The organism is Mesorhizobium sp. P2_D1 (assembly GCF_056404455.1).
This window is the reverse complement of sequence record NZ_JBFUDZ010000069.1, coordinates 1-23,205: the sequence shown is the minus strand read 5'-3', so window position 1 is coordinate 23,205 and position 23,205 is coordinate 1. Positions and strand designations below refer to the sequence as shown.

At 62.9% G+C, this 23,205-nt stretch carries 22 protein-coding genes; 15 read left to right on the top strand and 7 right to left on the bottom strand.

Going from position 1 to position 23,205, the window contains the following annotated elements; translation table 11 throughout:
- From AC1D0I_RS29295 to AC1D0I_RS29275, 5 genes are all read left to right on the top strand, one after another.
- Window positions 1-458: 2-oxo acid dehydrogenase subunit E2 (locus AC1D0I_RS29295; protein WP_477399549.1), on the top strand; the 458-nt coding region annotated here is incomplete at its 5' end.
- Window positions 459-708: 250 nt separating this feature from the next.
- Window positions 709-1,695, top strand: a complete 987-nt coding sequence (locus tag AC1D0I_RS29290) for an ABC transporter substrate-binding protein (protein WP_477399547.1) — start codon at window positions 709-711, stop codon at window positions 1,693-1,695.
- 72 nt (window positions 1,696-1,767) lie between these two features.
- A complete protein-coding gene (locus AC1D0I_RS29285; protein ID WP_477399545.1) occupies window positions 1,768-3,471 on the top strand; it encodes an ABC transporter permease in 1,704 nt (567 codons plus the stop codon).
- A complete protein-coding gene (locus AC1D0I_RS29280) occupies window positions 3,459-4,535 on the top strand; it encodes an ABC transporter ATP-binding protein (RefSeq protein WP_477399543.1) in 1,077 nt (358 codons plus the stop codon). Before AC1D0I_RS29285 ends, AC1D0I_RS29280 begins: the two co-directional genes overlap by 13 nt.
- 164 nt (window positions 4,536-4,699) lie before the next feature.
- Complete coding sequence (locus tag AC1D0I_RS29275; protein ID WP_477399541.1) at window positions 4,700-5,917, top strand: DUF930 domain-containing protein; 1,218 nt, start codon at window positions 4,700-4,702, stop codon at window positions 5,915-5,917.
- Here AC1D0I_RS29275 and AC1D0I_RS29270 read toward each other — a convergent pair.
- Complete coding sequence (locus tag AC1D0I_RS29270) at window positions 5,909-6,124, bottom strand: HAD-IA family hydrolase (RefSeq protein WP_477399551.1); 216 nt, start codon at window positions 6,122-6,124, stop codon at window positions 5,909-5,911. The two genes, AC1D0I_RS29275 and AC1D0I_RS29270, sit on opposite strands and share 9 nt — an antisense overlap.
- Window positions 6,125-6,256: 132 nt before the next feature.
- Between AC1D0I_RS29270 and AC1D0I_RS29265 the strand changes: the two genes are divergently transcribed.
- Window positions 6,257-7,423 carry a DUF930 domain-containing protein gene (locus tag AC1D0I_RS29265; RefSeq protein ID WP_477399539.1) on the top strand — a complete coding sequence of 389 codons (1,167 nt, stop codon included), beginning with the start codon at window positions 6,257-6,259 and terminating at the stop codon, window positions 7,421-7,423.
- Window positions 7,424-7,427: 4 nt separating this feature from the next.
- On the opposite strand, the gene AC1D0I_RS29260 is transcribed toward AC1D0I_RS29265, so the two are convergent.
- Window positions 7,428-8,102 carry an HAD family hydrolase gene (locus AC1D0I_RS29260; protein ID WP_477399537.1) on the bottom strand — a complete coding sequence of 225 codons (675 nt, stop codon included), beginning with the start codon at window positions 8,100-8,102 and terminating at the stop codon, window positions 7,428-7,430.
- A 108-nt stretch (window positions 8,103-8,210) separates the two neighbouring features.
- Window positions 8,211-8,852, bottom strand: coding sequence for a hypothetical protein (locus AC1D0I_RS29255; protein ID WP_477399535.1), 642 nt, complete (start codon window positions 8,850-8,852; stop codon window positions 8,211-8,213).
- 193 nt (window positions 8,853-9,045) lie between these two features.
- Here AC1D0I_RS29255 and AC1D0I_RS29250 point away from each other — a divergent pair, with 193 nt between their 5' ends.
- From AC1D0I_RS29250 to ptsP, 5 genes are all read left to right on the top strand, one after another.
- The gene (locus tag AC1D0I_RS29250) at window positions 9,046-9,483 is read left to right on the top strand and encodes a transcriptional regulator GutM (protein ID WP_184875950.1); all 438 of its coding nucleotides are present in this window, start codon (window positions 9,046-9,048) and stop codon (window positions 9,481-9,483) included.
- Window positions 9,484-9,538: 55 nt separating this feature from the next.
- Window positions 9,539-10,300, top strand: a complete 762-nt coding sequence (gene srlA / locus AC1D0I_RS29245; protein WP_477399533.1) for a PTS glucitol/sorbitol transporter subunit IIC — start codon at window positions 9,539-9,541, stop codon at window positions 10,298-10,300.
- Between the two features lie 16 nt (window positions 10,301-10,316).
- Complete coding sequence (srlE, locus tag AC1D0I_RS29240; RefSeq protein ID WP_095089213.1) at window positions 10,317-11,321, top strand: PTS glucitol/sorbitol transporter subunit IIB; 1,005 nt, start codon at window positions 10,317-10,319, stop codon at window positions 11,319-11,321.
- A 128-nt stretch (window positions 11,322-11,449) separates the two neighbouring features.
- Window positions 11,450-11,830 carry a PTS glucitol/sorbitol transporter subunit IIA gene (locus AC1D0I_RS29235; RefSeq protein WP_095089211.1) on the top strand — a complete coding sequence of 127 codons (381 nt, stop codon included), beginning with the start codon at window positions 11,450-11,452 and terminating at the stop codon, window positions 11,828-11,830.
- Window positions 11,831-11,886: 56 nt separating this feature from the next.
- On the top strand, window positions 11,887-13,866 hold the full coding sequence (ptsP, locus tag AC1D0I_RS29230; protein WP_477399531.1) for a phosphoenolpyruvate--protein phosphotransferase: 1,980 nt from the start codon (window positions 11,887-11,889) through the stop codon (window positions 13,864-13,866).
- A 15-nt stretch (window positions 13,867-13,881) separates the two neighbouring features.
- Here ptsP and AC1D0I_RS29225 read toward each other — a convergent pair whose 3' ends face one another.
- Entirely contained in the window at window positions 13,882-14,679 is a 798-nt protein-coding gene (locus tag AC1D0I_RS29225; protein WP_477399529.1) for a hypothetical protein, read from the bottom strand.
- A gap of 156 nt (window positions 14,680-14,835) precedes the next feature.
- Between AC1D0I_RS29225 and AC1D0I_RS29220 the strand changes: the two genes are divergently transcribed.
- Entirely contained in the window at window positions 14,836-15,861 is a 1,026-nt protein-coding gene (locus tag AC1D0I_RS29220) for a sugar-binding transcriptional regulator (RefSeq protein WP_477399527.1), read from the top strand.
- A 100-nt stretch (window positions 15,862-15,961) separates the two neighbouring features.
- Window positions 15,962-16,315 carry a cupin domain-containing protein gene (locus AC1D0I_RS29215; RefSeq protein ID WP_184875962.1) on the top strand — a complete coding sequence of 118 codons (354 nt, stop codon included), beginning with the start codon at window positions 15,962-15,964 and terminating at the stop codon, window positions 16,313-16,315.
- Between the two features lie 97 nt (window positions 16,316-16,412).
- Here the strand turns inward: AC1D0I_RS29215 and AC1D0I_RS29210 are convergent, their stop codons facing one another.
- Together AC1D0I_RS29210 and AC1D0I_RS29205 are read right to left on the bottom strand one after the other, a co-directional pair.
- On the bottom strand, window positions 16,413-19,562 hold the full coding sequence (locus AC1D0I_RS29210; RefSeq protein WP_477399525.1) for an efflux RND transporter permease subunit: 3,150 nt from the start codon (window positions 19,560-19,562) through the stop codon (window positions 16,413-16,415).
- Window positions 19,559-20,722, bottom strand: a complete 1,164-nt coding sequence (locus AC1D0I_RS29205; protein WP_477399523.1) for an efflux RND transporter periplasmic adaptor subunit — start codon at window positions 20,720-20,722, stop codon at window positions 19,559-19,561. The genes AC1D0I_RS29210 and AC1D0I_RS29205 overlap by 4 nt, the downstream gene beginning before the upstream one ends.
- Before the next feature lie 63 nt (window positions 20,723-20,785).
- On the opposite strand from AC1D0I_RS29205, the gene AC1D0I_RS29200 reads away from it, so the two are divergent.
- The gene (locus tag AC1D0I_RS29200) at window positions 20,786-21,001 is read left to right on the top strand and encodes a cysteine rich repeat-containing protein (protein WP_095089594.1); all 216 of its coding nucleotides are present in this window, start codon (window positions 20,786-20,788) and stop codon (window positions 20,999-21,001) included.
- Window positions 21,002-21,177: 176 nt separating this feature from the next.
- Here the strand turns inward: AC1D0I_RS29200 and AC1D0I_RS29195 are convergent, their stop codons facing one another.
- The gene (locus AC1D0I_RS29195) at window positions 21,178-21,378 is read right to left on the bottom strand and encodes a hypothetical protein (protein ID WP_477399521.1); all 201 of its coding nucleotides are present in this window, start codon (window positions 21,376-21,378) and stop codon (window positions 21,178-21,180) included.
- An 899-nt stretch (window positions 21,379-22,277) separates the two neighbouring features.
- On the opposite strand from AC1D0I_RS29195, the gene AC1D0I_RS29190 reads away from it, so the two are divergent.
- Window positions 22,278-23,069, top strand: coding sequence for a hypothetical protein (locus AC1D0I_RS29190; RefSeq protein ID WP_477399520.1), 792 nt, complete (start codon window positions 22,278-22,280; stop codon window positions 23,067-23,069).
- The last annotated feature ends 136 nt before the right edge of the window (window positions 23,070-23,205 follow it).

Genomic DNA, 23,205 nt, shown 5'->3' with positions numbered 1-23,205 from the left:
CCAATGCATCATGGACCGAAAGCGCCATGGTCAAGCACAAGCATGCTGATGTCGGCGTTGCGGTGTCGATCCCGGGCGGCCTGATCACGCCGATCATCCGCAAGGCGGACGAAAAGACGCTGTCCACCATCTCCAACGAGATGAAGGACCTGGCCAGCCGGGCGCGCAGCCGCAAGCTGAAGCCGGAAGAATATCAGGGCGGCACCACGGCGGTGTCGAACCTCGGCATGTTCGGCATCAAGGACTTTGCCGCCGTCATCAACCCGCCGCATGCGACGATCCTGGCGGTCGGCGCCGGCGAGGAGCGGGCGGTTGTCAAGAATGGCGAGATCAAAATCGCCACCGTGATGTCGGTGACGCTGTCGACCGACCATCGCGCCGTTGATGGTGCGCTGGGGGCCGAATTGCTGGTTGCCTTCAAACGCCTGATAGAGAACCCGATGGGCATGCTGGTCTAGGGCCGGCCGACGCACGAAAGTCTTCGGGTGCCCCGAAGGGGTCGCAGCCACAGGGCGGCCATGAGGCTCGTGGAACGCCGGTTCCGCGGGCCGGTGTCGTTGTGCCGTGAGAGCATTCCGCGCGAAGCCGTTGCCTGATCGGGCCGGGCATGCGCGCTGTCATCCACCAGTCATATGCGCCGTGCAGGGAGGGGAGACGGGAACCGGTCAAGGCGCCGGACCGCTCATGCACAGACAGACAGGAGGTCTCATGAAGACGCTATTCATCAAGCTGCTGGCCAGCCAGCTTGCACTCGCGGCAACTTTGTTTGCCGGCGTGGCCGGCGCTGAAACGCTGACGCTGTACACATCCCAACCGGAAGCCGATGCGGCCAAGACCGTGGATGCCTTCAAGAAGGCGCAGCCCGGTATCGACGTGACTATCTATCGTTCGGGAACGAGTGACATCCTGACCAAGATGGCAGCCGAATTCGCCGCTGGCAGCCCGCAGCCCGACGTGCTTTTGATCGCCGACGCGGTCAGCATGGAGCTGTTGAAGAAGGACGACCGGCTGCTGCCTTATCCCGAGGCGAAGCTCGATGGCATCGAGGCGGATGCTTACGACGCCGGCAAGACCTATTTCGGCAGCAAGCTGATCACCACCGGCATTGTCTACAACACCGCGGCGGCTGAAAAGCCTGCGCATTGGGCCGATCTCGCCAAGCCGGCCTATGCCGACGGCCTGGTCATGCCGAGCCCGCTCTATTCGGGTGCGGCCGCCTACCTGCTCTCCGGCTTCGTCGGTGACACCAATTATGGCTGGGATTTCTTCCAGAAGCTGAAGACCAACAACACCGTCAGCGTGCGTGGCAACGGCGCCGTGCTGAAGTCGGTGGCCAGCGGCGAGAAGCCCTATGGCATCCTGGTCGACTTCATGGCGATGAACGCCAAGAAGAAGGGTTCGCCGGTCGAATTCGTGTTCCCTAGCGAAGGCGTGCCGGCGGTGACCGAGCCGGTCGCGATCATGAAGACCGCCAAGAATGTTGACGGCGCCAAGAAGTTCGTCGACTTCATTCTTTCTGACGAAGGCCAGAAGCTGGCGCTGTCCATGGGTTATCTGCCGGCGCGCGCCTCGGTCGGCCGCCCCGAATGGATGCCGGAAGGCGTCAAGGTCAAGGTGATGCCGTTCGACACCAAGGCGATCGTCGCTACCACCGACGCCGACAAGGCGAAGTTCTCGGAACTGTTCGGCGGCTGAGCCCGACAATCGCGGTGGGATGCCGTTGAAAGCGACATCCCGGACGGCTGACAGATCCCAGGAAACGCAATCATGTCGACACGGATCAGGGAAAGCCGGGGCCAGGAAATGGCCCTGACGGCGATGGTGGCCGTCGTCATCGTCCTGCTTTCCTTGCTGCCGATGCTGCGCCTCATCAAGGAGATCGTGGCACCAGGCGGCACCTTGTCCGGCATGGCGATAGAAGCCGGATTGAGAAGTCCGGCGACCTGGATTGCGACCTGGCACACGCTGATCGTTGGCATCGGCGGCACCTTGCTTGCGGTGCTGTCGGGAACGCTGGTGGCTCTCCTCATCACGCTGACCGACATACGCGGCCGCAGTGCGCTGGTGCTCTGCTACGTCATGCCATTGATGATCGCACCGCAGGTGACCGCGCTCGCCTGGCTGCAACTGTTCGGTCCGGCAAGTCCGTTCCTCAAGCTGTTTGGCGCGGCACCGCCGCTCGGCACCAGAAATCCGCTCTATTCCACCTCGGGCATCATCCTGCTGCTCGGCGTGCAATACGGCCCGCTGGTCTTCCTGCTGGTGCGCGCCGGCCTGCGCAAGCTGCCGCGCGAACTGGTCGAGGCGGCGCGAGCCGGCGGCGCCGGCCGGTTCACCGTGCTGGTCACCGTCGTGCTGCCTTTGATGACGCCGTCGATCATGGCGGCCGCGGCACTTGCCTTCGTGTCTTGTGTCGGCAATTTCGGCATCCCTGCCTTTCTCGGCATTCCCGCCAATTATCTCGTGCTGCCGACGCTGATCTATCAGCGGCTGGCTGGCGGCGGCCCTGCGGTGCTCGGCGAAACCGCGTTCCTGTCAGTGTTGATCGGCATCATCGCCATGGCCGGCATTCTCGCGCAGGAGGTCGTGAGCCGCCGCCGCGATTATCGCATCAGCTCGACGTCGCTGCCGGCCGAGCCCTACGAACTCGGCCGCTGGCGACCTGCCGTCCAGGTCGGCATGTGGCTGCTGATCGTGGTGGTGCTGTTCCTGCCATTGTTCGGGCTGGTGCTGACGTCGCTGGTGCCGGGCTACGGCATTGCTCTCACCGCCAGGACGGCAACGCTCGACAATTATCGCTTCGTGCTGTTCGAGCATGACGCGGCCAGCCGCGCCCTCTTCAACAGCTTCTGGCTGTCGATCGCGGCGGCCTTCTTCGCGGTTCTCGTCGCCGTGCCGATCGGCTACCTCATTGCCTGGAGCAAGCAGCGCTGGGTGCGGCTGCTCAACCTGTCGGTCGAACTGCCCTATGCCTTACCCGGCGTGGTGCTGGCAATCGCCTCGCTGCTCCTGTTCCTGCGGCCGATCCCGCTCACCGGTATCCAGCTCTACAACACCGTCTGGATCATCCTCTATGCCTACCTCGCCCGCTTCCTGGTGCTGGCGCTGCGGCCGACCATCAGCGGCTATCACCAGATCGACCGGGCGCTGGAGGAAGCGGCCCAGGTGGCCGGTGCCGGGCTGTTCCTGCGCATGCGCACGATCATCTTTCCGCTGGTGGCGCCCGCGGCGATCGCCGGCGGCCTGCTGATCTTCATGACGGCGCTCAGCGAGCTCACCGTGTCAGTGCTGCTGTGGTCGTCGGGCTCGGAAACGATCGGCGTGGTGATGTTTTCCTTCGAGCAGGGTGGCGATTCCAACTACGCGGCGGCGATGTCCGTCATCACCGTGGCGGTCACCTTCGTGCTGATGCTGGCGACCAATCTGCTTGCCCCACACCTTCCAGGCGGAGTGCTGCCATGGCGCGATTGACCCTGGACAATGTGACCAAGAGCTTTGCCGATTTCGACGCAGTCAAGGATGTATCGATCGATGTCGGCGGCGGCGAATTCCTGGCCGTGCTCGGCCCCTCCGGGTGCGGCAAGACGACATTGCTGCGGCTCGTCGCAGGGTTCGAGAAGGTGACGTCAGGCGAGATCCGCATCGGCAATGAGGTCATGTCCGGCAAGGGCGGCAGCGTTGCGCCGGAAAAGCGGCGCGTCGGCATCGTCTTCCAGAACTATGCGCTGTGGCCGCACATGACGGTCGCCGAGAACATCGGCTATTCGCTCAAGGTGGCAAAGCTCAACAAGGCTGCTGCGCGCCAGAAGGTCGAGGACGCGCTTGCTTTGGTCAATCTGCAGGGGCTGGGCGAACGCAGGCCGGCCAATCTCTCCGGTGGCCAGCGTCAGCGCGTGGCGCTGGCGCGCTGCCTTGTCGCCGCGCCGTCGCTGGCGCTGTTCGACGAGCCGCTCGCCAATCTGGACGTGCATCTGAGAGCCTCGATGGAGGATGAGTTCGCCGCCTTTCACAAGCGCACGGGCACCACCATCGTCTACATCACCCATGACCAGGCCGAAGCGATGGCGCTGGCCGACCGCATCGCGGTGATGGATCATGGACGCCTGGTGCAGTTGGCGACGCCGCGTCAGCTCTATCATGAGCCGGCAAATGAAATGGTGGCGTCCTTCATTTCGCAAGGTATCTTGCTTCCCGCCGATGTGCTGAGCCCAGAGCAGGCCGGTCACTGCAAGGTCCGGGTTCTCGGCACCGAGCTGGTCGTTCGCTGCCGGACGGGCGAGCGGCCTCGCACCGGCGCAAAGATCTGCTGCCGGGCAGCCGATCTCGAGGTGGTACCGGACGGTCCGGGCTTCGATGGCCTCGTCAAGCGGGTGATCTACCAAGGTGGCTCGGCGCGCATCGAATTTGCGCCTTCCGCCAGCCTCGACCTCACCTTGCATTTCGAACAGCCCGATCCGGTGATGCTGGAGCGCGGCGCGCAGGCGCGTTTGCGGATACGATCCGGATGGCTCATCCCGGCGACGGGGGCGGCATGACGATGATGCTCGACCTGCTCGGCGACCGGGGGGGAAAAGGCCGCACCGGTCTCGCCGGCAGCAGCTGCGCCGGGTATCGAAATCACCAACCTGTCAGCGGCTAAATTGCGCCAATACAGTGCCTGTGCTTGAAGCCGCCGCTATTTCATTCCACATCGGGCGCAATGAACGGCAAGATACGAGAGTGGTTTCGCAGTTGGCGATGGGCCTTGGCCGCATCGCTGATCCTGCATGCTTTGATCGCAGCGTTCTTGTTCTTTGGCGTACCGAGATCCGAGCAGCAGCCGGATCAGCAGGAACAGCCCGTCAATGTCGCGATTGTGCCGCCGCCCGAGAAGCCTAAGCAGAAACCTGCTCCAAAGCCACCGGAGCCGACACCTGAAAAGAAGGCTGAAAAGCCGCCTGAACAAAAGCCGCCTCCGGAGCCCCCGAAACCGCCAGACGAGCATGTTCTGAAGCGCGTTTTCCAGTACGGCCAGAAAGATACGGGACCGGAGAAATCGCTCGACGGAAGCAGCGCTAAACCCAACACGCCATCACCGGCCAAGGATGAGGCGGCGAAGCCGCCTATAACACCGACACCCGCGCCGACACAGCCGGCCCCGGCTGCAACGCCACAGCAGAAGGCAGAGCCCAGCAAGCCTGACGAGAAGCCGGCCACCGTTGCGCCGGACGAAAAGCCCGCGCAAGGCGAGGAAACGCGGGAGGCCGCCGCGCCGGACGCCAAACCCGCGCAAAACGAGGAGAAGCAGGCGACCGAGGACGCTGACAGACAGCAGCCGGACAAACAGGAGCTCGCACCGCAACCCGCCGAAAAGCAAGCGGTTGTGACGCCAAAGCCATTGGCGGCTGAGACTGGTGGTAAGCCAGCGCCTCCCGCCTCGACTGGAAAGGCAAAGCCCAAACCTGCCAAGACGTTGACGTTCAAACCCGCAAGAGCCTTCAAAGCGCCGATCGGGAATGCTGGAAGGTCAAATCCCACCAACAACGATGTTGCAGGATCGCCAATCTATTCCGGCCTTCCGGGCGTCAGAAAGCTTTACTCGCAGGGGGCAACCGGCAATGCCTTCGCCACAAGCTCCATGGAGAATGTGCCGCGCGGTCAGCGCGTGGCCACCCTTTGCGGCAATGTTCTGAGCCAGGAACTGCAAAGTGCCGACTATTCGGTCAAATGGGTGCCAACCATCACGCTGGACAAAGGCAATGTTCTCAACCCTACTCAAGCGGCCTTCAGCACCAGAAGCACTTGGTACGATCTAAACTTCCGATGTGAAGTCGACGCCGATGCGACGAGGGTCCTATCCTTCAACTTCCGTGTGGGGTCATTAGTCCCGCCTGGCGAATGGGCCAGCCGTGGATTCACTAAGTATCCGCTAAATTAGGCCGGCACGCCAAGCGCGGCTAATTTCTTGCCAGTCCGCGCAGACGAAATCGGCACCAGCCGCCGTCATGCCGGCGGCAACCGCGCCCTGGATGCCGAAGGACGAATCCTCGATGACGATGCAGTCGGCCGGATCGGCACCCATCCTGGCGGCGGCGAACTGGCTGATCTCCGGTCTTGATGGATCGGATCGTGGGTAGCCGCTCATTGAGCTGCCCCAGCGCCTTGGCCGGGCTGCCCTGGGTGTGGTGATCCAAATCGACAAGCTGTCAGCGGCTAAACGGCGCCAATACAGTGGCTGTGCTTGAAGCCGCCGCTTTTTCATTCCACATCGGAAGGAATGAAGGACGAGACACGAGACCGGCGCCGGAATTTGTTGTGGGCCTTGCCCGCATCGCTGATCCTGCACGCGCTCGTCGCAGCGCTCGTGGTCTACAACGTGCCTAGGCCTTCCCAACAGCCGCAGGAGGAGCCGGCGGTCAATGTCGCGCTCGTGCCTCCGCCCGCGCAACCAAAACCGAAACCTGCTCCGGTACCGCCTTCGAAGCCTCCGGAACCGAAGGTTGAAAAACCGCCGGAACCGAAAGTAGAAAAACCACCTGCGCCGGAAAAGCCCTCGAAAGTCGAGGTGCTGAAGCCTGTTTTCCAGTTTGGCGACAAGGATACCGGCCCCAGGAAATCCCTGGATGGGGCCAGCGCTCAAGACAACTCGCCTTCGCCGGCCAAGGATGACGATTCGAAGCCGCCTGTTGTGCCGAAGCCTGCAGAGAACCAATCCACCACGCCGGCGGTCGCCGAGGGGCGGCCAGATTCAACCAAAGTCGGCGAGAAGCCGGTGGACGCTGCGAAGGACGCCGAGCCCGAACAGGAGAAACAGGCAGCTCCAACCCAGGATATGGATAAACAGCAGGCGGACAAACAAGAGGCGGGAGCGAACGAACCCGACAAGCAGACAGAAGCGGCGCTACCGCCTTTGGCTGCCGACGGCGGCGACGGTGAGATCGAGCTTCCTGCGTCAACCGAAGCGCCGAAGCCCAAACCCGCCAATGCGCCGAAGCCCGGCCCTGCGAAGGTCTCCAAGTCCCGAAGCGAGAGCGCCGGGAGGCCAAATTCCACGGATGCCGCCGCCAGTGCTTCGCGGGCTTATTCGGGCCTTCCGGGGGTTCACAGGCTCTACTCGCAGGGCGCTACCGGCGATGCGCTGGCTACGAGCGCGATGGGCGGGGTGCCTCGCGAGAAGCGTATTGCCCAACTTTGCGCCAGCGCGTTGCAGCAGCAACTGGTGGATGCCTCTTATTTCCCCGACTTGATCCCAAGTATTCCACTGAAGGTGGGCAATGTCCTCGACGCTCCCGATGTCGCTTTCCGCGCCACGACGAAATGGTACCATCTGAGCTTCAGATGCGAGGTCGACACCAATGCGACGAGCGTCCTGTCCTTCGCTTTCCGTGTCGGAGATACCATTCCGCGCGACCAATGGGCTGGCCTTGGACTACCCACTCGATAGTGGACTAGGCCGGCACACCGAGCCCGGCCAGTTGCCGGCTAACTTCTTGCCAATCGCTGCAGACGAAATTGGCACCTGCCGCTGTCAGTCGCGCGCCGTGCTCGGCATGGGTATGGCCGCCACCGGTGTAGCCGATAGCCGTCATGCCTGCGGCGACCGCGCCCTCTATGCCAAAGGGCGAATCCTCGATGACGATGCAGTCTGCCGGCTTAGCCCCCATCTTGTCCGCGGCGAACAGGAAGATATCAGGCGCGGGCTTGCCGCGCTTGACCATCGAGGAACTGTAGATCGCATCGCCGAAAAACCGCGCCAGTTCGGTCACAGTCAGGCTGTGGTTTATGCGCTCGACGGAGGATGACGAGGCGACACAGCGGTCGCCCGAAAGCGTCTCCAGAAACGCGGTGATGCCGGGGGTCGGCTTCAACTCCTGCGAAAACAGGATCTTGGTCTCGGCCCAGATGTCGCCGTCCGCAGCCGCCGGAAACTGGTGACCGGTCAAATCCCTGATCTTGGCGATGATGTCGGACTGCTTCATACCGATGCATTGGGCGATGATACCGCCGTGAACCCCAGGCATGCCATGCTTGTCATAGACGCGCTCATAAGCGCGGGCGGCCAGAGGCTCGCTGTCGACAAGAACGCCGTCGCAATCGAAAATGATAGGCCTTGATCGCGCCACGCGCTTTTCTCCCGAGTCGATTTCGCACATCGCTATCGGCAAAAAGTCAGATGTTCAAGGGCGGGGCTTTGACAGCCGCATGCCTGGAGGCGCGAAACCGAGGGGCAATCAAAGCCGGCGGATGGCATCGCTGGCACGCGAGGATCCGAGCGCTCGTTGCATGGCTTGCCGGGACTGCGCGCGATCGGGCGTGATCCAGTTCGGTTCGGCGCCGAGAAAGCGGTCGAGGAAAGCCACTGCGTAGGCCGGCATCTCGGTCACGTTCTCGCGATAGGACCACCATGTGCGCAGGTCATCGGCGCATTTGTCGATGCTTGGCGCATTGCCGAATTCCTGCTCGTGGATCGCCGAGATCACCGAGACGCAGTAGTTGGTGTAGAGGAACCCTTCCGGCCAGAAACGGATGATTTCCAGCGTGCCGGCATTCGAATCCGTTTCAATCAACTGGCTGAGGCCGGAGATTTCCCTTGCCGGCGCCTGCCTGATTAGTTCGCGCAAAACGAGGCCGGCGGCAAAGACGATGAAGTCGGCGCGGTCGATCGCGGCGAAGCCTTTCTGCGCCTCCATGACCTCGACCCAGTCGAGAAACGCACGGGTAAGCTTCGCTTCATCGATTTCAAAGCGCACGCCGAACGTGTCCGACACCACCTTGGCGCTGCCGCGGAAGGTGGCGCGGAACCAGCGCAACTGCCGCAACCGGTGGCGAAGGTCGGGCATCAGCGCCAATTCGTCCCTGAAGGGCAGATCCATGTTTCTCGTATCCTGTTCCCAGCTAGGCTAGCACAACGGCGCCGCCGCCGAAATCGGTTGACGGCCTGTGGACGACCGAGGTCACGTCCAATATCATACATATTGACATTCGCGGAAACAAATGTTCTCACTTTGCTGTTGTCACGCGTCGGTCCAAGGTGCGGCTCAACACAGGCTTCGGGAGGAGAACCGAATGGCGATTTGGCAGTGGGGACTGCTTCTGCTGGTCATTGTCTGGGCGCTGCAGTCGCTCGGCGTCTGGCTGCAGATGCGGCACTATTCGGATGTCTTCAGGGGTGTCACCGACCAGTACAAGGATGGCTTCGTCGGAGCCGGCAATTTCCGCGGTCGATTGGCCAAGGGCACCATCGCGCTGGTCGTGGTGACGCCTGACCTGGTCGTGCGCCGCCTGATGGTGATGAGCGGCCGTTCCGTGTTCACCAAGTTCAAGAGACATGAAGAATTCGAGGGCGTTCCCCTCGATCGAGTCCGGTCCAACCCTGCAATCATGGGGGAGGGGGAACCCGGTGTGGCCGAGGCCGTGAAGCGGGCGATCGAACAGATCGACAAGACACGGTCGGAGCCGGGGAAGAAGCCGGGCCTGTCCGGTTTGAACGTAGCAAGGGCTTAGAGAGAGGACGCCGCGCACCGACTGGATCAACCGGCGGGCGGCATAAGGAGGAGAAATGTCTGTATTTTCGTTGTTGGCGCAGCATGCCGACATGGCCGTGCACAATCTGCATGTCGCAGGTGTCATGGTCTCGGATGCTGCATTGCATGGCAAGCTCGCGGTAGAGCATGCCTCCGACCATCTCGTTGTCCTCGCACAGGCGGACAGCGGACCGATCACCGTCGATCAGTTCAAGGAAAAGCTGAAGGAAGTCCAGCAGGAAGAGCAGCTCGGCTGGCTGACCGCCATCGGCAAGTATTTCATCGGTATCTTCCAGAAGGGCGGCGAGGTCTTCGCCGGCTTCGTCACCGGCATTATTCCGACGCTGGTGGTGCTGATGACGGCCTTCTACGCGGTGACCGAACTGGTCGGCGAAGAGCGCGTGCACGGCCTGGCGCGCGGCGCCGGCAGGATCGCGCTGACCCGCTACACGCTGCTGCCGCTGCTGGCGGTGTTCTTCCTCACCAATCCGATGGCCTATACGTTTGGATCGTTCCTGGAAGAGAAGCACAAGCCGGCCTTCTATGACGCGGCCGTGTCCTATGTGCACCCGCCGCTCGGTCTGTTCCCGCACATCAATCCCGGCGAGTATTTCGTCTGGGGTGGCATTCTCGTCGCGCTGCTGGAACTGGAGAAGAAGGGCGCCGTCGTCGCCGGCTATCACGTCAAGGTGGCGATCTGGTACGCCATCGTCGGCCTCGTCGTCATCCTGCTCAAGGGCATGCTGACCGAACGCATCACTGCCATCATGGCACGCCGCCAGGGCGTCGAGCTGTAAGGGCGGGGAGGACATCATGGCCAAGACATACAAAGCCGTACAAATCTCCCGGGGCAAAACCGGTTGGGGCGGTCCGCTGGTGATCGAGCCGACCGAACAGCGCAGCAAGGTTGTTTCCGTCACCGGTGGCGGCATTCATCCGGTGGCGCAGCTCATTGCCGATATGACGGGCGCCGAAGCCGTCGACGGCTTCAAGGCGCCGCCGATCGAAAGCGAGATGGCGGTTGTCGTCGTCGATTGCGGTGGCACCGCACGGTGCGGCGTCTATCCGCGCAAGCGTATCCCGACCGTCAATCTGACGCCGGTCGGCCAGTCTGGGCCGCTCGCCCAGTTCATCACCGAGGACATCTACGTTTCGGGCGTGAAGCCGGCCAACATCACGATGGCGGACGGATCCGAAGCGGTCACCACTGCAGGGGGAGCAGGATCGATGAATCCAGGCAATAACAACGCGGCGGCGGCGCCGCAGCCGCTGCCGAGCGAGGGCGGCGTGATCGGCCTGATCAGCTCGATCGGCCGCGTCATGGGCCGTGTCGTCGGCATCTTCTTCAATGCCGGGCGCCGTACCATCGACCAGGTCGTGCGCAACGTGCTGCCGTTCATGGCCTTCGTGACCATGCTCATCGGTCTGATCCTCTACACCGGCATCGGCGATGTGCTGGCGCAGCCGATGGGTCCGCTGGCCAACAACATCGTCGGCCTGCTGATCATCTCGGCGATCTGCGGCCTGCCGTTTCTGTCGCCCATCCTCGGGCCAGGCGCCGTCATCGCACAGGTCATCGGCGTTGCCATCATCGGTCCGCAGATCGCCAACGGCACGATTTCGCCGGCAATGGCACTGCCGGCGCTGTTTGCCTACAATACCCAGGTGGGCTGCGACTTCGTTCCTGTCGGCCTGGCGCTCGGTGAGGCCAAACCGAAGACGATCGAGATCGGTGTTCCGGCGGTGCTCATAAGCCGCCAGATCATGGGCCCGGTCTCGGTGCTGATCGCCTGGATCGTCAGCCTGATCGTGTTCTGAAACAGTTCCAGGAAAAATGTGAGACGGTTTTCCGTCCGGAATTCCGCCAAACAAAGGGATAGAGCGGTTCGCCGTTTTCGTGAAACAGTGAATCGCTCTTAGAGGAGTTAGGAAATGAGGTTCGCCATATGACGGTTCTGTTGAGAACACGGGTCACTGCCATCGGACCCGAAGTGGCGGATCTTGCCGAAGGGGGCGTGGTCATCCTGTTTGCGGATGGCTCGCCGCCGGAGCTTGCCGAGGTTTCCGTGCTCCACAAGACGGAGCACGGACCCAGCGACGGCGCGCCGCAAAAGGGCGCGTCGATCACCCTTGGCCCGGTTGCCGCGACCATTACCGCGGTCGGTTCCAGCGCCTGGAGCAAGGTGCTGGAAATGGGCCATGTCGTCATCTCGTTCAACGGCGCTGCCGAGGCCGAGAGGCCCGGCGAGATCTGCGCCTCGCAGGTCGATGCGCAGGCGCTCGTGGCTGCGCTCACGACCGGCGCGATCATCACCATCGCCGCCTGACAGCATTTGCGCCGCGGCCTATGTTGGCGGTGGCGCCCAAGAACCAGAGTATTGCCATGGAACGCTCGACCATCGTCAGAGTGCATGAAGGTCTGCACGCCCGTCCCGCGACGCGGTTCGTCAAGCTCGCCAAGGGCTTCGAATCGGATGTCGAGCTGGTCAAGGACGGCAAGGCGGTCAGCGCCAAGAGCTCGGTCAAGCTGATGCTGCTGGCGGTCAAGGAAAACCAGGAAGTCACCGTGCGGGCGAATGGCGCCGACGCCATAGAGGCCATCGAGGCGTTGATCGGCTATCTCGAAAATCCAAAGGCCGGCCTTGACGACGAGGACTCGCCGCCGGCTGGCAATACGGGTCAGAAGGCCGCTGCCGCGTTGGACTCTGTGCCTGCAGTTTCGGCCGCAACCACGGGCTTGCGCGGCGTGGCCGCAAGCGAAGGTTTTGCCATCGGGCCGTCCTTCGCGCATTTCCCACCTGATATCGCCGGACAAGGCCGCAGGTTGCAGGCCGAGGAGATCGCCGGCGAGATCGACAGGTTCCGCGCCGCCGTCGCTGCCGTCCAGGCGCGCATGGACCGGGCACTGGAGCAGGACAATCTGTCGGCCGGCGACCGTGGCATCATCGCCGCGCTCAGGGACATCGCTGCCGACGACAGCCTGACCGGCGAGGCGGAGGGCCTGATCAAGGGCGGCAACGACGCGGTTTCAGCCGTCATCACCGCCGCCTCCACCATCGCCGCCGATTTCAGTGCGGTCGATGATCACTATCTCAACGCGCGAGCGGATGACGTCCATGCGGTCGGGCGGCAGATCTGCCTCGTGCTGCTCGGGCAGGACGACATCAGCCTCGAAACCATCGCCGAAGGCGCCATCCTCATCGCCGACGACATCGGCGCCTGGGATCTGGCGCGCGCGCCGCTCAAGCGCATCGGCGGGGTGGTGTGCGGCCATGGCGGCGCCACCTCACACATCGCCATCATCGCCCGCTCGCACGGCATTCCAGCGGTGCTCGGCCTCGGCGACCAGATCAATGCCTTGCGCACGGCGCGCGAAGTGGCCCTCGATGGCAACAGCGGCCGCGTGATCGTCGACCCCGACGCGGCGACCCGCACCGAATTCGCCGGCCGTGTCGAAGCGGCGGCGCAGGAACGCGCCGGGCTGACCATCTTCAAGACGGTGACGCCGAAGCTGGCCGATGGCAAGGTGATCGAGGTCGCGGCCAATATCGGCTCGCTGGAGGAAATCGAGGCAGCGCAGGAAGCCGGCGCGATGGGCGTCGGCCTGTTCCGCACCGAGCTTCTGTTCATGCGCCATATGCACCTTCCCTCGGAAGACATGCAGGCCGAGACCTATGCGGCGCTGGCCAAGGCCTTTGCACCGTACCCGGTCATCGTGCGCACGCTCGACATCGGCGGCGACAAGCCGATCGCCGGCATCGAATTTCCCGACGAGGAAAACCCCTTTCTGGGCTGGCGCGGCATCCGCATGTGCCTCGACCGGCCCGACATCTTCAAGCGCCAGCTCAGGGCGCTGCTGCGGGCGGCCGTGCATGGCAACGTCAAGGTGATGCTGCCTATGGTGGCCGACATCGGCGAGGTCAGGCAGACGCGGGTTCTGGTCGCGGAATGTGCGGCCGAGCTGAAAGCCGAAAGCGTGCCGCATGCGGCGTTCGATCTCGGCGTGATGATCGAGACCCCTGCGGCCGTGCTGATCGCCCCGGCGCTGGCCAGGGAGGTGGCGTTCTTCTCGATCGGTACCAACGACCTGACCCAGTACATCATGGCCGCCGACCGGCTGAACCCGACAGTGGCCAAGCTCAACGATGTCACCAATCCGGCCGTCATGTCGGCAATCGAAATGACGGCCAAAGCCGGGGTCGCCGCAGGCATCATGGTCGGCATGTGCGGCGAAGCGGCCGGCCGCCCCGATCTCATTGCAACATTCATCAAAATGGGGCTTACCGAGCTCTCGATGAGCCCAGCCTCGATCCAGCGTGCCAAGAAGGCGATCATGGCCATGGCGGCCGAATGTGCCGCCTAGCCGAGTTCTGGGCCGCTACGGCAAATGGGCAAGCAAGGTGGCGAAGACGGGTGTCAGTTCGTCGACCGGGCTCGCCTTGGCGCAGGCCTGAACGATGCGGTCTTGGCGGATATCGGCTGCCAGGATCGCAATCTCCAGCATATCCGGTTCCGGCTGGCCGTCCCTGCCGGTGGTTGCCAGGCCACAGGCCAGAACGAGCGGCGCCAGGCAGCTGATGTCGAGCGCCCGGTCACCGATCACCGACGTCTCCGGCGTTTCGGCAAAGTGGACGGGGCGCTGGTTGAGACACTCGACCAGCAACGCCGAACAGGTGGCCGCGATCGCCGGAAGCCCAGCACCAGGCGCGACCAAAGCGGCCAGCAGATCGTCATGCCGCTTGCGCATCGTGGCATGGACGGCGGCGAAATCGGCTTCGTGAATGCGGGCATTGTCGATGTTCAGGCCGGCCAGCACCGCCTTGGTCAGATAATACATGTCGCGCCGGAACAGGCGCTCCGCGCTCAACTGGCGATCTTCGTTCCCGGCCGGGAAATAGGTGGCGAGGCCTTTTACGGTGGTGCCGTCAACCTTGATCGGGCGCTCATGCGGGACAAAGGATTCGGCGATCGATAGCGCTTCGTCGAAGGCACTTGCGGCATGGCTGAGCAGACCTTCGATGCCTTTGCCTGGAAATGGCGGCAGATGGCTGGTTGCTTCGCGCACGACACTGGCGTCGCCGCTGCCGTCATGGCGGCTTTGGCGAATGATTTCACGGACTTCCCGCAACCGGTCTTTCAGATTGACGCGGACATCTTCGGAGATTTGTCGGAGCATTGCCAATCGCCTCGAATTGCTGCGGATGGTCGCCAACAGAAGGCAGCCGCCACTTCTAGATTGTTCCTATCGATTGGTAGATCAATAGGCGATACTAGACCAGCATGCAGAATCGGCGACGGCGCGCTCGTCCATCGCCGTGGGGGAGGGACGAATTTGGGCAGGCGACGACAGAGCGAAACCGACGATCGTCGAGGTGGAAGCGAGACGCCCGAGCAGGTTGCCAGCGAAAGCCGGACGGATCGCCTCAGGATTCGCGCCGCCTGGATGTATTTCGTCGAGCAGATGACGCAGAACGAGATCGCCGACGTGCTTGGCGTCGGCCGCGTCACCATCGTGCGCATGCTGGCGGACGCCCGCTCGCGCAACGAGGTGAAGATCAGCATCGAGAGCGAATTGTCGGAAATCGTGCGGCTGGAGCGGGCGCTGGAAAAGACCTTCGGGCTGCAACAGGCGCTGGTGGCGCCGCTTTCCGCCCCCAATGCCGACCCGACCCCGGCGATCAGCGCCAAGACCGGCAGCTTCCTGTCCGACACGATGAAGTCCGGCATGCGCGTCGGCGTCGGCTGGGGCAGGACGCTGTTCTCAAGCCTGCCCTTCATCAGCGCCAAGTCGCTGACCGACTTCAAGGTCATTTCGCTGCTCGGCGGTGTCGGCGTCGTGCGTCGATTCAACCCGGCCGAGTTCGCCTGGCGCTTCGCCCAAATCTTCCAGGGCGACGGCTATCTGATCCCGACGCCGGCCGTCGTCGACAGCGTCGAGACCAAGATCGCGCTGGTGGAGCGCTGCGGCCTGCAGGAGGTTTTTGAAATGGCCAACGTGCTCGATGCCGTTCTGCTGAGCGTCGGCGGCATCGCCTCGGCCACCACCTTCTCTCGCGGCGGCTTTCTCAGGGAAGCGGATCGTGAGGCCCTGCTTGCGCGTGGCGCCGTTGGAGACCTTCTGTTCCATTTCTTCGACCGCAATGGCGATCTGGTCGACCATCCTGTCAACAGCCACGTGATGTCGGTGGATGTCGACCGTCTGCGCAAGGCGCCGATCCGCATCCTCACCTCCGGCGGCGAGGAGAAGATCGAAGCCTTGCTTGGCGCCATGACCCTGATCGCCCCGACGATCCTGATCACCGACGAGGAAAGCGCGCGGCGCATGCTCGAGGCGCATGCGGCGCAAGCTTCACAATGATGTCGGCCGGATGTTGCCGGCCGGTTGCCGGCGTCGGGGGCATCCGGTATCTGACCGTCCAGGCAACTGACGCCTGAGCCAATCAAACGGAGCCTGAGCCATGACACGCGAGACAATCCTCAAATTCGGCGCTGTCGAAAAGGCCGACGCCGGCGATCTGGCCGGATGGATCGTGGTCGAAGGCAGGCCGACCATGCAAACCGCCGTCCAGCACACGACCGAGGACGGCAAGGTGATCTCGGGTACATGGCGGGCGACGCCAGGCACCTATCACGCAACCTACACCGACTACGAGTTCGTGCACATGATCGCCGGCCGCATCATCATCACCCCCGATGGCGGCGCACCGGTCGAGGTAGGCCCCGGCGACGCCTTCGTGGTGGAAGCCGATTTCAAGGGAACCTGGAAGATCATCGAGCCGGTGACGAAGCATTTTGTCGTCAGGGTCGGCTGAGCCTGTTCGCATGGGCCGTTGATGGTTGACGTCCCTGGCATATCCAGTGCGAGCGACGACAGGCATGCCGGCGCGCCATCCAGCTTTGATTTTATCGTTACTTGACGAGCGTTGGGGTGGCCTCGCTCTTCTTCGTGCGTCCGGAGCGGCGTTCCTCCAATCGTTGCAGGATGACGAAAAAGGATGGCACAAAAAGAATGGCCAGGCAGGTCGAAGCGAGCATGCCGGAAAAGACCGTGATGCCGATCGACTTTCGCGCGCTCGCACCGGCGCCGGTTGCAAACACCAGCGGCGCCACGCCGAGGATGAAGGCAAACGATGTCATTAGAATGGGCCGGAAGCGCGCACGTGCAGCTTCGATCGCCGATTCGACGATAGGCGTGCCGGCGGCACGCAGTTCGCGTGCGACCTCGACGATCAGAATCGCGTTCTTGGCTGACAGTGCTATGAGCAGGATAAGGCCGATCTGGACATAGAGGTTGTTGTCGATGCCAAGGCTATTGAGCACCAGGACCGGCCCCACCAGAGACAGTGGCGCGGCGAGCAGGATTGAGATCGGAGCGAGCCAGCTCTCATATTGGCCGGCAAGGACCAGGTAGACAAGCAGCAGCGCCATTCCGAACACCAGGTAAACCTGATTGGTAACGAGCTTCTCTTGGAAAGACAGCGCAGTCCAATCGAAGCCAGTGCCGGGCGGAAGGGTATCCGCGGCAATCTCCTCCATCAGCTTGATTGAGTCACCTGACGAAAAGCCTGCAGCGGGCACGCCTACGATCGACGCGGCAGGATAGAGATTATACAGGCTGATCAGCGATGGACCGACGCTGGGTTCAATCGTCAACACGGTTCCGAGCGGGATCATGTCTCCGTTGTTGTTGCGGACGGTAAGGCGGCCGATTTCCTCCGGCGTCAACCGGAACTGGGCGTCAGCCTGCACATAGATCTGGAAGACACGCCCGAACTTGTTGAACTGGCTCACGTAGCTGGAGCCGAGATAACCGGCGAGCGTCTGGAATACCTGGTCCGTGGTCAGGCCGAGGGCCTGCACCTTGTCGCGGTCGATCTCGGCCTTGTACTGCGGAACGTTGGCGCGAAACGATGACGAGACACGCTGGATGCCCGACTGTGTCTCGGCCTTTTTGACGATCGCACTGACGGAGCCTTGCAGCTTCGAGAGGTCGAAACTGCCGTCGCGGAGCTCGACTTGCAGCGTGAAGCCGGCGGCGTTGCCGATGCCCTGGATTGGTGGCGGAGGAAGCACCAGAACAACGCCGTCGGCCATGCCCGACAGATTCTTGTTGAGCGTGGCGTAGAGCGACGGCAGGTCCTCGCTCTTGCCGCGCAGATCCCAGTCCTTGAGAATGATGTAAGCGACGCCTGCGTTGGCCAGCGTCGAATTGTTGTCGAGGGCCGAAAGACCGGCGATGGTGACCACCGTCTCCACCCCAGGTGTAGCCTTGGCGATCTTCGAAACCTGCTGCAGCGTTTCCTGGGTGCGACCCAGCGAGGCGCCGTCAGGCAGCTGAACCGCCGCGAGCAGGTAACCCTGGTCTTCGATTGGGATGAAACCGGTGGCGACGCGCGACATGCCGTAGCCGGCCGCGCCGATGATCATGAGTGCGACCACACCCGTTACGGCGCTATGACGCACCATCCCTCCGATCAACCGGACGTAGGCATTCTCGGCACGCTGGTAGACCGCATTGAAGCCGCGCGCGAAGACATTGCGCTGTTCCGGTGGTACGGGACGCCTAAGCCATGTCGCGCATTGCGTTGGCTTCAATGTCGCGGCGTTGACGGCGCTGATCAGCGCGGTCGCCGCGATCACAAGCGCGAATTGCGCGTACATCCGGCCCGTAAGTCCGGGAAGGAAGGCCGCCGGCAGGAACACCGCCAGCAGCACCAGCGTGATGCCGATGATCGGCGCGAACAATGTTTTCATGGCGGCAATGGCGGCGTCGTGGCTCGACATGCCGCGTTCCATGTTGTGGGCGGCCCCCTCGACCACGACTATGGCGTCATCGACGACGATGCCGATGGCGAGCACGATGGCGAACAAGGTGGAAAGGTTGACTGAGAAGCCGAGCGCCGCCATCGCCGCGAACGCGCCAATGATGGTGACCGGTACGGTCGTGGCCGGCACCAGCATCGCCCGCCAATCCTGCAGGAAGACGAGGATGACGATCAGAACCAGCACTGCCGCCTCAAACAGCGTCTTGTAGACCTCGTTGATCGCCTCGCTGACGAAATTCGTCGTGTTGAACGGTATCGCGTAAACTATGCCTTGCGGGAAGGCACGCGCCAGTTCTTCCATCCTGGACGCGACCCTCTTGGCCACATCGAGCGCGTTCGCGCCGGGTGCCAGGAAGATGGCCATGCCGGCGGCCTGCTGGCCGTCGAGGTTGAAGAACTGTCCGTAGGTCTGCGCACCGAGTTCAACCCGCCCGACATCGCGAACACGCGTCATATCGCCATTGGCGCCTGTCTTGACCACAACGGCCCCGAACTGGTCGGGATCGTCAAGGCGGCTGGACACTTCGATCGAATATTGGAAGGACTGGTCGTCCGGCGCCGGCGGGGCGCCGATCTGACCTGCTGTGACCTGTTCGCTCTGCTGTTGAAGTGCTTGAACGACATCTTGCGTGGTCAAGCCGCGCGCCAGCATCTTTTCGGGATCAAGCCAGACACGCATGGAATATTGACCAGCGCCGAACACGCTGACATTGCCGACGCCAGGCAACCGCGAGATTTCGTCCTTAAGGCTGATAGTCGCGTAGTTGCTGAGATAGAGGCTGTCATACTTTCCGTCAGGCGAAGTCAAGGTCACGATCTCGAGGATGGAGGTCGACTTCTTCTGCACGTTGACGCCCTGCACCTGCACTGATTGGGGCAGCCCGGCCATGGCGGCAGAGACCCGGTTCTGAACAAGCACCTGGGCCAGGTCCAGATCTGTACCGATGGCAAAAGTGACGGTCAGGTTGTAGCTGCCGTCGGAGGCAGCGAAGGACTGCATGTAGAGCATGTTCTCGACGCCATTGACTTGCTGCTCGATCGGCAGTGCGACGGTGTCGATGACCGTGCGCGCGCTGGCGCCCGGATAACGGGTGGTTACCGAAACGGTCGGTGGAACCACGTCGGGATATTGCGCTACCGGCAACGCAAAGAGCGAGACGATGCCAACGACGACGATAAGGACGGCAATGACATTCGCCAAAACGGGTCGTTCGATGAAGAATTTGGAGATCATTGGCCAGCACCATTGGCCGGAGTTTGCTGGAGGGTCTTCACCGTCGGTTCGATCTTCTGGCCGGGCAGGGCGGTCAGCAAGCCAGATATGACGACGCGGTCTTCCGCTGTCAGGCCGGAGGTAATAACGCGCAACTCACCGACCAGTTGGCCAATCTCGACGCCGCGTTGCTCGACTGTGTCGTCCTTTCCGGCGACAAGCACATAGCGGCCGCTCTGGTCGCTGCTGATTGCACGATCCGGTACGAGCAACATGTCCGGCTGCTCGCCGAGCGGGATGCGCAGTCGGACGAAATAACCGGGCAGCAGCGCATTGTCCTTGTTTTCCAAGACGGCGCGAACCAGAAGCGTGCCCGTTGAGGAAGATACCGCCGGCGCTGCATAGTCGAGCGTTCCTTTGTGCGGATATCCAGTCTCGGTCTGCAGGCCGACATCTACCGGTATCTTCTTGAGACTCTGCATTGTCAGACCACGCTTGGCCATTTCAGCCCGGATCCGCTGCACATCCTGCTCACTGACATTGAAATTGACGTATATCGGATCCATCTGGACGATCGTTGCGAGGTCGGAAGTGCTGCCAGTGCCTACGAACTCGCCGACCGATACCTGGCGGGCGGTGACGATGCCGTCGAATGGCGCCTTGACTTCGGTGTAGCTCAGGTTGAGTTGCGCCTGCTTGACGTCAACGGCGTTCTGCTGCTGCTTGGCCACGTCGACGGCAGCGGCAGCGGCAGACTGGTCCAACGTGGACGCCGAAATTACCTTCTGCGCGAGCAAATCCTGTTGCCGCTTCAGGTCGGCGCTGGACTGTTTGACGGAGGCATCGGCCGACGTCTGGCCAGCCTGGGCCTGTTCAAGCGCCAACTGGTAAGGTTCAGGCTCGATAAGGAACAGCCGGGTGCCTGCTTTGACGCGGTCGCCGTCCTTGTAGTCTATTTCCTGTATGAAGCCCGCCACCCGGGCAACCAATGGCGTCGAATTGATGGCGGCCGTATTCCCCGTCTCATTGAGATAGGGCGTTACCGTCTGCTTGAGCGGCAGCGCCACGTCGACCTTGGGCGGCGGCGGCGGGACATAGGCATTTTGCTTGTTGCATGCTGAAAGCAGTGCCGTCGCCGCAAGCAAAGTTGCGGCCAGCGCAATGCGCGATACCAAAAGCATTTGACCCCCCTCAACACTTCACGGTATTTTGATTGAATGTTAGCCATTTTGGAGGGGTTTGTCATGCGAATTGCCTTGAGCGTGGTTTTCCTAGCCGTTCAGATGCTTGCGGCTCAGGCGCAGACAGCGGCCGAACGTGAGGCTTGCCAGGCGAACTTCGAAAAGTTCTGCAAAGGTGTGGAGCCAGGCGGCGGCCGCGTCATTCAATGTCTGACGGAGCATTTCAGCGAGCTGACGCCGGAATGCCAAAAGGTCGTCAAGGCGAACACACCTGGTTAGGATCGCGCAGTGCGCTCCGCCGAGCCGTCAGGGCCGGCTGGGGCCGGAGCCGCGCATGTGTCAATGCCACTCCTGAGCGCTACGAGCAGGCAAGCCGGATGTTCGGACGCTTTGGCGAATGGACGCGGCCCTATCGTCTGGTAGTGAGACGTCGGACACCCGCCAGGTCGTCAAACCTATGTCACCGCGACGACCTGTCCCGCCGCGTCGAGGCGACATCCGACCCGCGCCTGTCGAACTTCGATGCCGCCGCCTTGTCTTGCATAGTCTATGCGCACCTCGATCGGTGCGGTGAGGGCACCGCGACGGTGCCGGCGCAGGGTACCTGCGCTGGCTGCGTGCACACGCACGGCACCAAGCGGCTTCGCAGCTGACATGATCGCCTGACGGCAGACGCGAACCACGGCGGGCGGGGTGCCAGGTATCGCCTTTAACGGCGCCTGAGGCCGTAGGGGATAACCTTTGGTGCTTTGCCTGTCGCGACCACCTTTGGAAGGCCGGAGGCTGCGCGGCAGGGCTACTGCGTGTCGCACGCCCTTGGTCACGACTATGGCGGCCTTCTTCTTGCCGGCGCTGACACTCGCTGGCCCTGTGGTAGCCCCCGACGCCGCGCTCGCTCGACTATTTGCCGTACTGCCCGGAGTGGCGCCAGCACCGGCGGATTCGTCTCCAGCACTGGGGCTTGCCGAAAGGCCGCCTACGCCGCCGACGTTGGTACCGGCTCCAACGTTGGCGCCAAGCGATCCGTTGCTCGTGCCGACCGAGCCTCCAACATTGGCTCCCCCGACACCGTCGACGCTCGCGTCGACACCGACGGAGGCGCCGTTCGAACCGACGCCTACACCGGCGCCGACCCCGATGCCACCGACCTTGCCTGCAACGCCCGCCGACCCCTCGCTCGCGCCGGCCGACCCTCCAACGTTTGCTCCTCCGACACCGTCGACGCTCGCGCCAACACCGACGGAGGCGCCGTTCGAGCCAACGCCCACACTGGCGCCGACCCCGATACCACCGACTTTGCCTCCAAGGCCCCCAGCAAGAGCCGAAGCAGGCGCGATCGCAACTGCGATCGCCAATACGGCAGCTAGATACTTGCGCATCACCATAATCCCTGTGCCGTGCCCAACGGCGCCCGCGTCGGGAGCAACGCGGCGGGAAGGCCAATCGTCGTCAGCCGAACAGGTTGCGGTGACTTGCGGACCGCCACTTTGCGGATTTCTCGCCCCTCGGGCTCATGGGCCGATCTAGCCCGTTTCCCTGCGAGTGCACTGGTGCGTTGGCCTGCGTGATCACCGGCAGGCGCTTTGGGAGCGGGCTCGATGCGCTGATCGCGAGGCGTAGTGCGAGCTTTCAGGATGTCGGTTTCGTTGCGTGCAGCAACGAGGTCGCGGGTCAGGCCAACGGCCCTTTCGCGCTGTTGCTCCAAAGCAGCAGAGAGCCGGGCGACTTCCTCTTTTGCCGCGTCGCGATCCTGGCGAGTGGCATCGAGATCGCGCTCGAGAGCATCTGCTCTCCCACGTTCCAATGCCAGCGCTTCGCCGGCTCGCTTTGCAGCGGCCTCAGCAGCCTGGCGGTCCTGAATATCTGCCATTTGTGCAGCGGCAGCCAGTTTTCCGTTGGCCTCAAGAGCGTCGAGAGACTGTTGCGTCGCGGCAAGATCGCGTTCGAGGCGTTCGATCGTCTGCCGCCCCTCGTCAAGCGCGCGTCTCGCTCCAGACAGGGAAGCTTCCGCAGCCTGGTGCGCGCCGAGTGCGGCGGCCTTTTCGCGGATCGCGAGGGCGGCTTTGACTTGCAAGCTTTCGACTTCGCGCTGCGCCATAGCCAGACCCTGCGCGAGCCGTTCGGCTCTTTGCTTCTGGTCTTCAAGGGCTTGTCCTTGAAGAGTCGTCGCCTCTGCGACCGCACGCTCACGCACGCCTGCGTCGGCTGTGACGCGCCGCATGTCATCAAGTTCGTCTCGCGCCGCGTCCAGTTCGCTGCGAAGAACCCGCTCGACCCTGTCTGCAGACTGACGATCTGCAGACGCCTGCTGGCGAGCGGCCTCAAGCTCCTCGCGAACGGCCGATAGTTCATGCAGTGACGCATCCGTCTTGGATCGTTCCCCTCCTAGCCCGGTCGCGGCAGCCTCCACCAATGGGCGAGAACCGCTCACGTCTGGCCGCGCCCCAGCCGGGTGCCCCTCGGCTTTGGCGCCGCCCGAAGAC

Coding starts and splice junctions, on each gene's coding strand:
- AC1D0I_RS29290 (WP_477399547.1), top strand. CDS start 709: ATGAAGACGCTATTCATCAAGCTGCTGGCCAGCCAGCTTGCACTCGCG.
- AC1D0I_RS29285 (WP_477399545.1), top strand. CDS start 1,768: ATGTCGACACGGATCAGGGAAAGCCGGGGCCAGGAAATGGCCCTGACG.
- AC1D0I_RS29280 (WP_477399543.1), top strand. CDS start 3,459: ATGGCGCGATTGACCCTGGACAATGTGACCAAGAGCTTTGCCGATTTC.
- AC1D0I_RS29275 (WP_477399541.1), top strand. CDS start 4,700: ATGAACGGCAAGATACGAGAGTGGTTTCGCAGTTGGCGATGGGCCTTG.
- AC1D0I_RS29270 (WP_477399551.1), bottom strand. CDS start 6,124: ATGAGCGGCTACCCACGATCCGATCCATCAAGACCGGAGATCAGCCAG.
- AC1D0I_RS29265 (WP_477399539.1), top strand. CDS start 6,257: ATGAAGGACGAGACACGAGACCGGCGCCGGAATTTGTTGTGGGCCTTG.
- AC1D0I_RS29255 (WP_477399535.1), bottom strand. CDS start 8,852: ATGGATCTGCCCTTCAGGGACGAATTGGCGCTGATGCCCGACCTTCGC.
- AC1D0I_RS29250 (WP_184875950.1), top strand. CDS start 9,046: ATGGCGATTTGGCAGTGGGGACTGCTTCTGCTGGTCATTGTCTGGGCG.
- srlA (WP_477399533.1), top strand. CDS start 9,539: ATGTCTGTATTTTCGTTGTTGGCGCAGCATGCCGACATGGCCGTGCAC.
- srlE (WP_095089213.1), top strand. CDS start 10,317: ATGGCCAAGACATACAAAGCCGTACAAATCTCCCGGGGCAAAACCGGT.
- AC1D0I_RS29235 (WP_095089211.1), top strand. CDS start 11,450: ATGACGGTTCTGTTGAGAACACGGGTCACTGCCATCGGACCCGAAGTG.
- ptsP (WP_477399531.1), top strand. CDS start 11,887: ATGGAACGCTCGACCATCGTCAGAGTGCATGAAGGTCTGCACGCCCGT.
- AC1D0I_RS29225 (WP_477399529.1), bottom strand. CDS start 14,679: ATGCTCCGACAAATCTCCGAAGATGTCCGCGTCAATCTGAAAGACCGG.
- AC1D0I_RS29215 (WP_184875962.1), top strand. CDS start 15,962: ATGACACGCGAGACAATCCTCAAATTCGGCGCTGTCGAAAAGGCCGAC.
- AC1D0I_RS29210 (WP_477399525.1), bottom strand. CDS start 19,562: ATGATCTCCAAATTCTTCATCGAACGACCCGTTTTGGCGAATGTCATT.
- AC1D0I_RS29205 (WP_477399523.1), bottom strand. CDS start 20,722: ATGCTTTTGGTATCGCGCATTGCGCTGGCCGCAACTTTGCTTGCGGCG.
- AC1D0I_RS29200 (WP_095089594.1), top strand. CDS start 20,786: ATGCGAATTGCCTTGAGCGTGGTTTTCCTAGCCGTTCAGATGCTTGCG.
- AC1D0I_RS29195 (WP_477399521.1), bottom strand. CDS start 21,378: ATGTCAGCTGCGAAGCCGCTTGGTGCCGTGCGTGTGCACGCAGCCAGC.